The sequence below is a fragment of the Klebsiella sp. 7-CIP_Kleb. genome (genome assembly GCF_050378655.1).
GTDB lineage: Bacteria > Pseudomonadota > Gammaproteobacteria > Enterobacterales > Enterobacteriaceae > Klebsiella > Klebsiella quasipneumoniae.
Map to the genome: position 1 here is coordinate 56895 of NZ_JBNRLJ010000010.1, position 13641 is coordinate 70535.

The window sequence follows — 13641 nt, forward strand, 5'->3', positions numbered from 1 at the left end:
CCTTCTCTTTTTTCATGAACAGATGTTAATCCGCATTTAAATCCCTTATTCCGCACAGGGGATTCTATAAGCTACCCGCCCTCTTTTTTTGCAATTCAGAACTAACATCAGATTTTTCATGAATAAACGCCATTATTTGATGTTGGTTACGCTGCCATTCGCCTCTGTTCAGATTTGCGCGGCCGCGGAACCAACGACGCCGCTTGAGCCGGCGTACGCCTATCACGGCGCCGAGCCTGCGGATCTGCCGGCGCCGGTCGACACCGAGACTGAGACAGCGGAATCGGCGCCGATATTGCCATTTCTAGGCGATGAGGCCAGAAAACGTGGCTACGTCCTGCCGCAGCCGTTTGGCGTCAGCATTAACTATATGGATATGCGGCAGAATATTAATGTCGACAGCATTAGCTTCACCGGCCTGTCGCTGGACGGCCGCAATATCGATTGCGGTAAGGATCCTGTTTGCAAACACGCCGTGAAGAACATTTTCGCTAATGGGCCGGTCTCGCTGGACAACGCCTTCCAGATTGGCGTCGGTCATACGCGGGAAAGCAGCAAAACCGAGACGCTCAAGCTGGATGCCTGGCTGCTGCCGTTTATGAATGTTTATGGTCTCGTCGGACACACCGAGGGACACTCCATTTCGCAGATTGCCGTCGCCCTGAAGGGACCGAACGGCAAAGTGGTGCCCATGCCCGGAATGCAGGACCTCGACTTTCGCCTCGATTTTAAAGGTACCACCTATGGGATGGGCACCACGCTGGTGGGCGGCGTCGGCAACTGGTTTACGGTGCTGGACGCTAACTACACCCAGACCCGCTTTGATATCCTCGACGGCAGCATTGATGCGTTTACCTTTTCGCCGCGCGTAGGCTATCGTTTCATTACGCCTTCGGTCGATGCGCTACATCTCCCCGCCGGTAAGCTGAACCTGTGGGTCGGCAGCATGTATCAGGACGTGCAGCAGGAGTTTAAGGGCAGCCTTAACGATCTCTCGATGCCGTCGCCGCTGCTGCAGAATATGGTCAACCTGGCCAACCAGGACAATAACGGTCGCTTCGATGTGAAGCAGCATCTGCAGTCGCCGTGGAACGTGCTGGTGGGCGCACAGTATGAGCTTACGCAGAATTTTAACATCACCACGGAGTTTGGTTTTGCCGAACGTAACAGCTTCTTTATCTCCGGTGAGTATCGCTTTTGAGCCGACCGCTTAACCCTGTTCTGTTGCTTCTGACATGCGCGCTATGCGCGCCGGTCCAGGCCAAGGTCACCAGCCGCGAGCAAATCGACGGCTGGCTGCAGCATCTCGGCGCCAGCGATAAGTTCGACGCCAGCAAAGGCATTGACTGGGGCATGATGCCCGGTCCGTTTTATACGCCGGAGCTGGGGCTGGGCATCGGCACTGCCGTCGTCGGTCTCTACCGTCCCGATCCGCAGGATACCACCAGCCAGAATTCCACGCTGACGCTCAGCGGCTACGCCAGCTCCACCGGCGCCTTTGGCCTTAGCGTGAAAAACTACGCTTTTTTTGACCACGACCGATGGCGAATTTTTGTTGATGGTTCAATGGCCAACACCCCGACGTACTTCTGGGGACAAGGCTTTCATGCCGGCGATAAAGACAACGAAAAAGAGAAATATACCGCCCAGGTGCTGACCCTGCGCCCGACGGTCTACCGACAGCTTATCGACAATGTTTATCTCGGCGCTGGATGGTCGCTGGCGGCGCAGAATGCCGATAAGATGGACCATAACGATCTGCCGAAAATTGAAAATACCCCGCAGGGACCGTCGGTATTCAGCTCGGGTGCCAGCGTCGCGCTCAACTGGGACGATCGCGACTTCGTCCCCAATCCGCGCCGGGGTCAGTATGCCAACTTTCGTTACACCCACTATGCGCCCGGCTTAGGCAGCGATACCCGCTTTGAAGAATTTCAGCTGCACTACAGCCATTATCATGCCCTCAGCGAGAAAAGCGTCCTCGCCTGGGAGGCCGATGGCGCCTTCACCCAGGGCGAGGTACCGTGGAGCATGATGCCGCTGCTGGGCAGCGATGAACGGATGCGCGGCTACTACCAGGGGCGCTACCGGGATAAAAACGTCGTCAGCGGTCAGCTGGAATATCGCCGGCAACTCACCTGGCGGCACGGGATTGTCGCCTGGGCCGGGGCAGGAACCATGGGGCCTTCACTGTCGTCGCTGAATAATGGCCGCTGGCTACCTTCGGCGGGCGTTGGCTACCGCTTTGAATTCAAACCTCGCGTTAACGTTCGCCTCGACTACGGTATCGGCAAAGGCAGCAGCGGCTTTTACTTCCAGGTCGGCGAAGCGTTTTAAGCTCGTCGCCGGGCATTCAACCCGGTGCGGATTGCGGTATGCTAAGGCTACTCTCATATCGGCCCGGTCAGCACACCATGAAACAAGTTACCTTTGCTCCTTGCAACCACCAGCTCACCAACACCCGCACCTGGACCCCCGACAGCCAGTGGCTGGTGTTCGACGTCCGCCCGTCCGGTGCGTCGTTCACCGGCGAGACCATTGAGCGAGTGAACGTAAACAGCGGCGCGGTGGAGACCATTTATCGTGCCACGCAAGGCGCGCACGTGGGCGTGGTGACCGTGCATCCAACCCAGGAGCGCTACGTGTTCATTCACGGCCCCGAGCGGCCGGATGCGCAATGGCAGTATGATTTTCATCACCGTCGCGGGGTGGTGGCCTTTCAGGATACCGTCGAGAATCTGGACGCCATGGACATCACTGCCCCTTACACCCCCGGGGCGCTGCGCGGCGGCAGCCACGTCCATGTCTATAGCCCCAACGGCCAACTGGTCAGTTTTACCTACAACGATCATGTGTTGCATGAGCGCGACCCGGCGTTGGATCTGCGCAACGTCGGCGTGGCGGCGCCGTATGGGCCGGTGACGCCGCCGGGCCACCATCCGCGCGAATACGGCGGCAGCCACTGGTGCGTGCTGGTGAGCCGCACGACGCCGACTCCCGCGCCGGGCAGCGATGAGATTAATCGCGCCTATGAAGAGGGCTGGGTCGGGAACCATGCGCTGGCGTTTATTGGCGATACGCTGGCGGAAAACGGCGACAAAGTCCCGGAGCTGTTTATTGTCGAGCTGCCGCAGGATGAAGCCGGCTGGAAGCAGCCCGGCGGGGCGCCGCTGGCGGGCACCGCAAGCACGATGCCGGCGCCGCCGGCGGGCGTCAGTCAGCGTCGTTTGACCTTCACCCACCATCGCCGCTACCCGGGGCTGGTGAACGTTCCGCGCCACTGGGTGCGCGCCAATCCGCAGGCGACGGCGATAGCCTTTCTGATGCGCGACGACGCCGGCGTAGTGCAGCTATGGCTTATTTCCCCGCGGGGGGGCGAGCCGCGGCAGTTGACGCATCACGCGTCGGGTATCCAGTCGGCGTTTAACTGGCATCCGTCGGGAGAGTGGCTGGGCTTTGTACTGGAGGGGCGGATTGCCTGCTGTCATGCCGGCACAGGCGATATCACCTTTTTAACCGAGGCGCATGCTCATGCGCCCTCGGCGGACGCGATCGTCTTTTCGCCAGACGGTAAACAGATTGCCTGGATGGAGGAGGTGGACGGTTATCGTCAGCTGTGGGTTACGCAGACCGGGCGATAACTTACTGGGCAGGCATCGGCGCTGGCGGGATCACCGAGTTGGTCGCCAGCGTGGCCTTCTCGCTCTTTTCGACCCGAGATTTGATTGAGCTGTCGGTGCGGAACATATCCCACGGCAGCAGCAGGGTATCCATGACGGCGGTGAACGGCATGTCCAGCGCCACCAGCGATTTCACACCCCAGTTGGTATTGCTGTCCCCCAGCGTTTGCGCACTGGATCGCGTGCCCGGATAGGTTCCCTCTTTGCCACCGGTATGTGACATTACGCTGGAGCAACCGCTCAGGCTTATTATCCCGCTGAACAGGACCAGCTTTAACAGTCGTCTGCTTTTCATTGTTCTTCCATCGTCGTTTCGGGCGTTGAGATAACCTTGTTGGGTTATATCGGGCCATCCCGTGAATGCATAGCGTTATTGCGCCGCACTGTGGCGGGCATCGCACTTTGCTTTTTGTGCTCCTCCCCCCAGTCTAAGCAATCATCGGCAAACTGCAAAAAAAAACGCCCCGAATCCCTTGAAAAGGACGGGGAGAAACCCATTTTATAGGTGTAACCCGCTGAGAATACGCCTGAGGGGTATTCCGGATTACCGCGGCCTGTCCACGATGGAAGGTCATTTGATTCTCGCTGATTTTCAGGAGCTATTTATTATGCGTAACTTCGATCTCTCCCCGCTTTATCGTTCAGCCATTGGTTTCGACCGCCTGTTTAACCTGCTGGAAAACAATCAAAGCCAGAGCAATGGCGGCTACCCTCCGTATAACGTCGAGCTGGTAGACGAAAACCACTATCGCATCGCCATCGCGGTGGCCGGCTTTGCTGAAAGCGAACTGGAGATCACCGCCCAGGACAATCTGCTGATCGTCAAAGGCGCCCACGCTGCCGAGCAGAAAGAGCGGACCTACCTGTATCAGGGGATCGCCGAGCGCAACTTCGAGCGCAAATTCCAGCTAGCGGAAAACATTCATGTCCGCGGCGCCAACCTGGTAAACGGTCTGCTTTATATCGATCTGGAACGGGTGATCCCGGAAGCGAACAAGCCGCGCCGTATCGAAATCAACTAATTGTCTCTCTCAGGCCGCAAGGCGGCCTGATGTAACAACCTGCTCGCCGTCAGGGAGCAGATGCGAATTCACGCAATTCGCAGACATTCACTCGCTTCTTAGAAGGAGAAAACAGTATGCGTAACTACGATTTATCCCCCCTGCTGCGTCAATGGATCGGTTTTGACAAACTGGCCAGCGCCCTGCAAACCGCCGGTGAAAGCCAGAGCTTCCCGCCCTATAACATCGAAAAAAGCGACGATAACCACTACCGCATCACCCTTGCGCTGGCCGGTTTCCGTCAGGAAGATCTGGATATTCAACTGGAAGGCACCCGTCTGGTGGTAAAAGGCACGCCGCAGCAGCCGGAAAAAGAGACCACCTGGCTGCACCAGGGGCTGGTGAGCCAGGCCTTCAGCCTGAGCTTCACCCTCGCTGACAACATGGAGGTCTCTGGCGCGACCTTCACCAACGGTCTGCTGCATATCGATCTGACCCGCAATGAGCCTGAGCAGATCGCCCCGCAGCGTATCGCCATCAGCGAACGACCGGCGTTAAATAGTTAATTAAGCGAATAACTTATAAGGCCCCGATTTTCGGGGCTTTTTTGTGCCTGTCTGTTTGCTGGTATTGTGCGCCAGGCAGCATACAACCCGCCTGGCCGCGGTCATAATCCCTGTTAATAATAATGTTATTCACAGGGACGGTACCATGAGTGAGATAGCATTGACGGTCAGCGTACTGGCGCTGGTGGCGGTGGTTGGGTTGTGGATCGGCAATGTCAAAATCCGCGGCGTTGGCTTTGGTATTGGCGGCGTGTTATTTGGCGGCATTATCGTCGGTCACTTTGTCGATCAGGCGGGCGTCGCCCTCAGCAGCCCGATGCTGCATTTTATTCAGGAATTCGGCTTGATCCTGTTTGTCTACACCATCGGTATCCAGGTGGGACCGGGCTTTTTCGCCTCGCTGCGGGTCTCAGGCCTGCGGCTCAATCTGTTCGCTATCCTGATCGTGATTCTCGGCGGCCTGGTCACCGCGGTGCTGCATAAGCTGTTCAATATTCCTCTCCCGGTGGTGCTTGGCATCTTCTCCGGCGCGGTGACCAACACGCCGGCGCTGGGGGCCGGGCAGCAAATCCTGCGCGATCTCGGGGTGCCGTTCGAGGTGGTCGATCAGATGGGGATGAGCTACGCGATGGCGTATCCGTTCGGCATCTGCGGCATTCTGCTGACCATGTGGCTGGTGCGCCTGTTCTTTCGCATCAATGTCGAGAAAGAGGCCCAGCAGTTTGAGGAGAGCAGCGGCAACGGCCATGCCCATTTGCACACCATCAACGTGCGGGTGGAGAACCCCAACCTCCACCAGATGGCGATTCAGGATGTGCCGATGCTCAACAGCGACAATATCGTCTGTTCGCGGCTGAAGCGCGGTGAGCTGCTGATGGTGCCTGCGCCGGGAACCCTTATCCAGGCCGGCGATCTGCTGCACCTGGTGGGGCGGCCGGAGGATCTGCACAATGCGCAACTGGTGATCGGCCAGGAGGTGGCCACCTCGCTGTCAACGCGCGGCACCGACCTGAAGGTGGAGCGGGTGGTGGTGACTAACGAGAAAGTGCTGGGGAAGAAAATACGCGATCTGCACGTCAAACAGCGCTATGACGTGGTGATCTCCCGGCTTAATCGCGCAGGCGTCGAACTGGTGGCCAGCAGCAGCGCCAGCCTGCAGTTTGGCGATATCCTCAACCTGGTCGGCCGTCCGGAGGCGATTGACGCCGTGGCCGCCGAGCTGGGTAACGCCCAGCAGAAGCTGCAGCAGGTTCAGATGCTGCCGGTATTTATCGGCATCGGCCTCGGGGTACTGCTGGGTTCTATCCCGTTGTTTATTCCCGGCTTCCCCGCCGCCCTGAAGCTGGGGCTGGCCGGGGGGCCGCTGATTATGGCGCTGATTCTCGGGCGCATCGGTAGCATCGGCAAGCTGTACTGGTTTATGCCGCCGAGCGCCAACCTGGCGCTGCGCGAGCTGGGGATCGTGCTGTTTCTGGCGGTGGTCGGGCTAAAATCGGGGGGCGACTTTGTGGCGACCCTGACCCAGGGCGATGGCCTGAGCTGGATCGCTTACGGCATTTTCATCACCGCCATCCCGCTGCTGACGGTAGGCATTCTCGCGCGCATGCTGGCGAACATGAACTATCTGACGCTGTGCGGCATGCTGGCCGGCTCGATGACCGACCCGCCGGCGCTGGCCTTCGCCAACAATCTGCACGCCACCAGCGGCGCGGCGGCGCTCTCTTACGCTACCGTCTATCCGCTGGTGATGTTTCTGCGGATTATCACCCCGCAGCTACTCGCCGTGCTGTTCTGGGGGCTGAGCTAGCGGGCTTTGGGCCTGGACGCGGCGCAGGTGATAGTCCACCTGATACTCGCTGGCGTTGCGGAACATGACCGAATAGTTAAGAAACTCGCCGCTGTCGCTGTAGGAAAGGGAGGTAATACGCAGCAGCGGCGTCTGCTCCGGGACGTTCATTGAGCGCGCCAGCTGCTTGTCCGCCAGCACCGGCGTCAGCGTTTCATAGTTCCCACTGATGATGATCCCGCACTCCTTCTCAATATAATCAAATTTCGACCCTTCCAGATGGCTCAGCGACAGGTTGCGGAACAGCTTCACCGGCATATAGCTATCCTCCAGCATCAACGGCTTGCCGTCGACGAAGCGCACCCGCCGTGAGAAGTAGATCCGTTCATCAATTTTAATCCGCAGCAGGCTGGCGATGGCCGGCGGGGCAGGCATCACTTCGAAGGCCAGCACCTGGCTCACTACCTCTTTACCCTGTTTGCGCAGCACTTCCGCCAGGCCGGTGAGATTGCTGGTTTCATGATGGACGTCTTTGCGCGCCACGTAGGTCCCCGAGCCGTGACGACGGACCACCAGCCCCCAGTCCACCAGCAGGTCGATGGCTTTGCGGATGGTCATGCGCGCCACCCCGAACTCCTCGGCCAGTTTTTTCTCTCCCGGCAGCGGGCTGCCGATGGCGAAGTCGGCAGAATTCAGCCGTAGCCGCAGGCGGTCAGCAATGGATTTGTAGATCACCAGTAGTCCTCTTGTACAGGAAAGGGCGAGGTTATTTTCTTCACCTGTTAGCAAAAAATAGGTTTTAAGACAGACAGTTATTATCCATTCATTAGATCGATTACATCCTTTAGCTTATCGATGTCTAACTTTTGTTAGCGAAGTAGACAACTTTGGCCAAATTAAAACCATGAAAGCGATCACGAATCGCAACGGCGCGGCATGTTGTCGGACGGGCAAATTCCTATTCTCGAGTGAGGCCGGTAACCAAGAAAAAGAAGGCCATTCACCCTACGAGTTGTTATATGAGGATTTCCCAATGCTCAGTCAAATACAACGCTTTGGCGGCGCCATGTTTACCCCGGTTTTATTGTTTCCTTTCGCCGGGATCGTGGTCGGTATCGCCATTATGTTGCGCAACCCGATGTTCGTCGGCGAAGCGCTGACCGCACCCGACAGCCTGTTTGCACAAATCGTTCACATCATCGAAGAGGGCGGTTGGACCGTCTTTCGTAATATGCCGCTGATTTTCGCCGTCGGCCTGCCGATTGGCCTGGCGAAGCAGGCCCAGGGCCGGGCCTGTCTGGCGGTACTGGTGAGCTTTCTCACCTGGAACTACTTTATCAATGCCATGGGGATGACCTGGGGCCACTTCTTCGGCGTCGACTTTTCCGTTGAACCCACGGCCGGCAGCGGCCTGACGATGATTGCGGGGATTAAAACCCTCGACACCAGCATTATCGGGGCGATCGTCATCTCCGGCCTGGTGACGGCCCTGCATAATCGCTATTTCGATAAACCCCTGCCGGTGTTCCTCGGCATCTTCCAGGGCTCATCGTTTGTGGTCATTGTCGCCTTCCTCGCGATGATCCCCTGCGCCTGGCTGACGCTGCTCGGCTGGCCAAAAGTCCAGCTGGGTATTGAATCGCTACAGGCCTTCCTGCGCTCTGCCGGCGCGCTTGGGGTGTGGGTTTACATCTTCCTTGAGCGCATTCTGATCCCCACCGGCCTGCACCACTTCGTCTATGGCCCGTTCATCTTTGGCCCGGCGGTGGTGGAGGGGGGACTACAGGTCTACTGGGCAGAGCATCTGCAGGCGTTCAGTCAGAGTACGGAACCGCTGAAGACGCTGTTCCCGGAGGGCGGCTTTGCCCTGCACGGTAACTCGAAAGTGTTTGGTTCGGTGGGCATTGCGCTGGCGCTCTACTTCACCGCCGCGCCGGAAAATCGCGTCAAGGTTGCCGGCCTGCTGATCCCCGCCACGTTGACCGCGATGCTGGTCGGGATCACCGAGCCGCTGGAGTTCACCTTCCTGTTCATCTCGCCGCTGCTGTTCGCCGTCCACGCGGTGCTGGCGGCGTCCATGGCGACGGTAATGTACATCTGCGGGGTGGTGGGCAATTTCGGCGGCGGCCTGCTCGATCAATTCTTGCCGCAAAACTGGATCCCAATGTTCCATCACCACGCTTCGATGATGTTCATTCAGATAGGCATCGGCCTCTGTTTCACCGCCCTCTACTTCGTGGTCTTCCGCACCCTGATCCTGCGTCTGAACCTGAAGACGCCTGGCCGGGAAGAGAGCGAAATCAAGCTCTACAGCAAGGCCGATTACCAGGCGGCACGAGGTAAAACCACGGCCGCCGCCGCGCCAGAGACCCGGCTGGGTCAGGCCGCTGGCTTCCTGCAGGCCCTCGGCGGCGCCGGCAACATTGAAAGCATCAACAACTGCGCCACCCGACTGCGCATCGCGCTGGTCGATATGGCGAAAACGCAAAGTGACGACGTCTTTAAAGCGCTGGGCGCCCACGGGGTAGTTCGCCGCGGCAACGGGATTCAGGTCATCGTCGGCCTGCACGTTCCCCAGGTGCGCGACCAGCTGGAAAACCTGATGAAAGATTCTCTTTCGACCGAACATACCACCATGACGGAGGCAGTATCATGAAAAAATTCTCAGTTGTTATCGCAGGCGGCGGCAGCACCTTCACTCCGGGCATTGTCCTGATGCTGCTGGCAAACCAGGATCGTTTTCCGCTGCGGTCGCTGAAATTTTACGACAACGACGGTGCGCGCCAGGAGACCATCGCCGAGGCGTGCAAAGTGATCCTCAAAGAGCAGGCGCCGGAGATTGAATTCAGCTATACCACCGATCCGCAGGCGGCGTTTACCGATGTTGATTTCGTCATGGCGCATATCCGCGTCGGGAAATATCCGATGCGTGAACAGGATGAGAAAATCCCGCTGCGCCACGGCGTGCTGGGCCAGGAGACCTGCGGACCGGGCGGGATCGCCTACGGTATGCGCTCTATCGGCGGCGTGCTGGAGCTGGTGGATTATATGGAAAAATATTCGCCGAACGCCTGGATGCTCAACTACTCCAACCCGGCGGCGATTGTGGCGGAAGCCACCCGCCGTCTGCGGCCAAACGCCAAAATCCTCAACATCTGCGATATGCCGATTGGCATTGAAGGGCGGATGGCGCAGATTGTTGGCCTCAAAGACCGTAAACAGATGCGCGTGCGCTACTACGGCCTTAACCACTTCGGCTGGTGGACTTCGATTGAGGATCTCGACGGCAACGATTTGATGCCGAAACTGCGCGAATATGTGGCGAAATACGGCTATGTGCCGCCTTCTAACGACCCGCATACCGAGGCCAGCTGGAACGACACCTTTGCCAAAGCGAAAGATGTGCAGGCGCTGGATCCGCAGACCATGCCGAATACCTATCTGAAATATTATCTGTTCCCGGACTACGTGGTGGCCCACTCCAACCCGGAACGCACCCGCGCCAATGAGGTGATGGATCATCGTGAGAAAAACGTCTTCAGCGCCTGCCGGGCGATTATTGCCGCCGGGAAATCCTCCGCTGGCGATTTGGAAATTGACGAACACGCGTCGTATATCGTCGATCTGGCGACGGCCATCGCCTTTAACACCCAGGAAAGGATGCTGCTGATTGTGCCGAACAACGGCGCGATCCATAACTTTGACGCTGACGCGATGGTGGAAATTCCTTGCCTGGTGGGTCACAACGGGCCGGAGCCGCTGACGGTCGGCGACATCCCGCACTTCCAGAAAGGGATGATGAGCCAGCAGGTGGCGGTGGAAAAACTGGTGGTCGATGCCTGGGAACAGCGCTCTTACCACAAGCTGTGGCAGGCGATTACCCTGTCGAAAACCGTGCCGAGCGCCTCGGTGGCGAAAGCGATCCTCGACGACCTGATTGCCGCCAACAAAGATTACTGGCCGGAGCTGCATTAATCCCCGCCGTTGACCGGCGCCCTGCGGGGCGCCGGTTCTTCTCCCCGGTTCCTGATTTACGCTATGCTGAAGCCTGCTGCGCGATGAACAAGGAACCGTCATGAAAATCTCCCGCCTCGGCGAAGCGCCGGATTACCGCTTTTCGCTGGCTAACGAACGTACCTTTCTGGCATGGATCCGCACGGCGCTCGGTTTTCTCGCCGCTGGCGTCGGTCTTGACCAGCTGGCGCCAGACTTTGCCACGCCGCTGATCCGTGAAATTCTCGCCCTGCTGCTGTGCCTGTTTGCCGGCGGCATGGCCATCTATGGCTATCTGCGCTGGCTGAATAACGAGAAGGCGATGCGCCTGAAGCAGGATCTCCCCTATACCCGGACGCTGCTGGTGATTAGCATCCTGCTGCTGGCGGTGGTGGTCGCGGTGATGCTGCTGGTGCTGTATGGCGGATAAACGCCGGGCGCGGCGGGAAAGCGACCCGGGACTACAGCCAGAGCGTACCTCGCTGGCCTGGTTTCGCACCCTGTTGGGCTATGGCGCGCTGATGGCGCTGGCGATTAAGCACAGCTGGCACCGCGCCGGACTGCCTTTCTGGCTGTCGATCGGCGTGCTGGCGATAGTGGCGGTGATCCTCTGGGGCTATACCCGCCGTCGTCATCTGATGGACGTCGACGACAGCGATTTTTTACAGCCGCGGGCGGTTCGTGACAAATTTTTGATCGCACTCGCAGTACTTTCTCTGGCATTCCTGTTTGCTGTTACTCACCTTCAACAGATCGTTTTATTCATTAGGGATATGTCATGACAGGATGTCCGGCGAATTTGCCTCTCACTCATGCCCCCGGCCAGCACCATGACACTCCCTTTCAGGCTGTCGTTGTGGAGGCGCATCATTGCCATCAACCGCAGGCGTTCTATGCGCAGCTGCGTCAACAGGGACTCACGGCTATCCATTTTATTCCGCAGCTGGCGGCCGGCGACGCCGCGCTGTGGGGTGAGTTTCTCTGCGCAGTCTTTCACCGCTGGGTGCGGGAAGATATTGGCCGTATCAATATTTTGCTGTTTAGCGAGACGCTGAGCGCCTGGTGCGGCGAGTTGATAACGCAGGCGGGAGCGCCGGCGGCCAACAGCGCCTGCTACGGCTGTCCGTGGCTGCGCCTGTGCCGCAGCGGCGAACAGGAAGACCCGCTGTGCGCGGGTTACCGGCAGTTTTACGATCTCAGCGGGCCCTATATGCGGGTGATGCGGGACCTGCGCCGACAGCAGCGGCCGCCAGAGGCGTTGATGCCGCTGCTGCGCTGAAGATTAGCGCCCCTTCGCCAGATACTGCGCCATCTCCTCTGCCGGCACCATTCCGCCGCCGGTGGCCCACACCAGGTGGGTCGCCTGCTGCAGCTGTTGCTCACTCAGCCCCTGCAGCTGATGGTACGCTTTGCTGGCGCAGACGCGCTGCGGCCCGGCCATTCCGGCCAGCGCGGAGGGTTCAAGGCGGATATTTTCCGCTGTCGCCAGCCAGCCCAGCATGTCATACATCGTCTGGTCATCAAGGGTATAGAACCCGTCGAGCAGGCGCTCCATTGCCCGGCCAACGAAGCCGGACGCCCGGCCGACCGCCAGACCGTCGGCGGCGGTCAGATTATCAATGCCTAAATCCTGCACCGCTATCTGGTCATGAAGCCCGGTATAGACGCCGAGCAGCATGCAGGGGGAGTGGGTCGGTTCGGCGAACAGGCAGTGAACGTGGTCGCCAAAGGCCAGCTTGAGGCCAAACGCCACGCCGCCAGGGCCGCCGCCGACGCCGCACGGCAGGTAGACGAACAGCGGATGGTCGGCATCGACCACCCGTCCGGCTTTGGCGAACTGCGCCTTCAGGCGCTCGCCGGCCACGGCATAGCCGAGGAACAGCGTGCGCGAATTTTCATCGTCGATGAAAAAGCAGTTCGGGTCTGATTCCGCCGCCTTGCGCCCCTGTTCGACCGCCACGCCGTAGTCCTCTTCATACTCCACCACCGTCACGCCGTGGCTGCGCAGTTTGGCCTTTTTCCACGCCCGGGCGTCTGCGGACATATGCACGGTAACCTTAAAGCCGATGCGGGCGCTCATGATGCCGATCGACATCCCGAGGTTGCCGGTGGAGCCGACGGCGATGCTGTACTGGCTGAAGAACTGTTTAAACTCCGGCGTCAGCAATTTGCGATAATCGTCTGCGGTAGTCAGCAGTCCGGCTTCCAGCGCCAGCTTTTCCGCATGGGTCAGCACTTCATAAATGCCGCCGCGCGCTTTGATCGAGCCGGAGATCGGCAGATGGCTGTCTTTTTTCAGCAGCAGTTCGCCGCCAATCGGCTGGCCGAATTTTTGCTCAAGGCGGTGCTTCATTGCCGGAATGGCGACTACTTCCGATTCGATAATCCCACCGCTGGCGGCCGTTTCCGGGAAGGCTTCCGCCAGATAGGGCACGAAGCGCTGCAGGCGGGCATGGGCGCCCTGCACGTCGTCGGCGGTCAGGCCGACGTAAGGCAATCCCTCCGCCAGAGAGGTGGTGGCGGGGTTAAACCAGGTGGTTTCTTTCAGGGCGATCAGATCCTGCACAAGCGGGAAGGTCGCGGTTAAGGTGGTCAGGTCAGCGTGTTTCATCATA

General features: G+C 59.0%; 14 protein-coding genes and 1 other annotated feature. Of the genes, 11 read left to right on the forward strand and 3 right to left on the reverse strand.

The genetic code is table 11. The features are described from left to right. The first annotated feature begins 118 nt into the window (after positions 1-118). The 3 genes from ACQUTI_RS23490 to ACQUTI_RS23500 all read left to right on the forward strand — a co-directional run bounded on the left by ACQUTI_RS23490 (position 119) and on the right by ACQUTI_RS23500 (position 3641). Positions 119-1201, forward strand: coding sequence for a hypothetical protein (locus ACQUTI_RS23490; RefSeq protein WP_122543548.1), 1083 nt, complete (start codon positions 119-121; stop codon positions 1199-1201). After that, a complete protein-coding gene (locus ACQUTI_RS23495; RefSeq protein ID WP_043522866.1) occupies positions 1198-2337 on the forward strand; it encodes a BamA/TamA family outer membrane protein in 1140 nt (379 codons plus the stop codon). The genes ACQUTI_RS23490 and ACQUTI_RS23495 overlap by 4 nt, the downstream gene beginning before the upstream one ends. Positions 2338-2414: 77 nt before the next feature. Further along, entirely contained in the window at positions 2415-3641 is a 1227-nt protein-coding gene (locus ACQUTI_RS23500; RefSeq protein WP_122543550.1) for a DUF3748 domain-containing protein, read from the forward strand. Between the two features lies 1 nt (position 3642). On the opposite strand, the gene ACQUTI_RS23505 is transcribed toward ACQUTI_RS23500, so the two are convergent. After that, positions 3643-3975: a YceK/YidQ family lipoprotein gene (locus ACQUTI_RS23505; protein WP_004202272.1), complete on the reverse strand. Its 333-nt coding sequence runs from the start codon at positions 3973-3975 to the stop codon at positions 3643-3645. A 244-nt stretch (positions 3976-4219) separates the two neighbouring features. After that, positions 4220-4295: a sequence feature (ROSE (Repression Of Heat Shock gene Expression) occurs in the 5'-region of heat shock genes and acts as an RNA thermometer to modulate expression.), on the forward strand. Here ACQUTI_RS23505 and ibpA point away from each other — a divergent pair. From ibpA to ACQUTI_RS23520, 3 genes are all read left to right on the forward strand, one after another. Then, positions 4289-4702, forward strand: a complete 414-nt coding sequence (ibpA, locus tag ACQUTI_RS23510) for a small heat shock chaperone IbpA (RefSeq protein ID WP_004151523.1) — start codon at positions 4289-4291, stop codon at positions 4700-4702. It overlaps the preceding feature by 7 nt. A 116-nt stretch (positions 4703-4818) precedes the next feature. Next, positions 4819-5247 (forward strand): small heat shock chaperone IbpB, encoded by a 429-nt coding sequence (gene ibpB, locus ACQUTI_RS23515; protein WP_004145074.1) that lies wholly within the window; start codon positions 4819-4821, stop codon positions 5245-5247. A gap of 145 nt (positions 5248-5392) precedes the next feature. After that, positions 5393-7054, forward strand: coding sequence for a putative transporter (locus tag ACQUTI_RS23520; protein WP_004202271.1), 1662 nt, complete (start codon positions 5393-5395; stop codon positions 7052-7054). Here ACQUTI_RS23520 and ACQUTI_RS23525 read toward each other — a convergent pair. Beyond that, positions 7022-7768 (reverse strand): GntR family transcriptional regulator, encoded by a 747-nt coding sequence (locus ACQUTI_RS23525; protein ID WP_049116813.1) that lies wholly within the window; start codon positions 7766-7768, stop codon positions 7022-7024. The two genes, ACQUTI_RS23520 and ACQUTI_RS23525, sit on opposite strands and share 33 nt — an antisense overlap. 298 nt (positions 7769-8066) lie before the next feature. Here ACQUTI_RS23525 and ACQUTI_RS23530 point away from each other — a divergent pair, with 298 nt between their 5' ends. The 5 genes from ACQUTI_RS23530 (at position 8067) to ACQUTI_RS23550 (ending at position 12305) form a co-directional block, all read left to right on the forward strand. Next, positions 8067-9689 (forward strand): alpha-glucoside-specific PTS transporter subunit IIBC, encoded by a 1623-nt coding sequence (locus ACQUTI_RS23530; protein WP_069602834.1) that lies wholly within the window; start codon positions 8067-8069, stop codon positions 9687-9689. Further along, positions 9686-11008 (forward strand): 6-phospho-alpha-glucosidase, encoded by a 1323-nt coding sequence (locus tag ACQUTI_RS23535; RefSeq protein WP_017899668.1) that lies wholly within the window; start codon positions 9686-9688, stop codon positions 11006-11008. Before ACQUTI_RS23530 ends, ACQUTI_RS23535 begins: the two co-directional genes overlap by 4 nt. 100 nt (positions 11009-11108) lie before the next feature. Next, entirely contained in the window at positions 11109-11456 is a 348-nt protein-coding gene (locus ACQUTI_RS23540) for a YidH family protein (RefSeq protein WP_004202264.1), read from the forward strand. Next, a complete protein-coding gene (locus ACQUTI_RS23545) occupies positions 11446-11808 on the forward strand; it encodes a DUF202 domain-containing protein (RefSeq protein WP_017899669.1) in 363 nt (120 codons plus the stop codon). The genes ACQUTI_RS23540 and ACQUTI_RS23545 overlap by 11 nt, the downstream gene beginning before the upstream one ends. A 74-nt stretch (positions 11809-11882) precedes the next feature. Beyond that, positions 11883-12305: a regulator gene (locus ACQUTI_RS23550; RefSeq protein WP_122543552.1), complete on the forward strand. Its 423-nt coding sequence runs from the start codon at positions 11883-11885 to the stop codon at positions 12303-12305. 3 nt (positions 12306-12308) lie between these two features. On the opposite strand, the gene dsdA is transcribed toward ACQUTI_RS23550, so the two are convergent. After that, the gene (gene dsdA, locus ACQUTI_RS23555) at positions 12309-13637 is read right to left on the reverse strand and encodes a D-serine ammonia-lyase (RefSeq protein WP_122543554.1); all 1329 of its coding nucleotides are present in this window, start codon (positions 13635-13637) and stop codon (positions 12309-12311) included. Between the last annotated feature and the right edge of the window lie 4 nt (positions 13638-13641).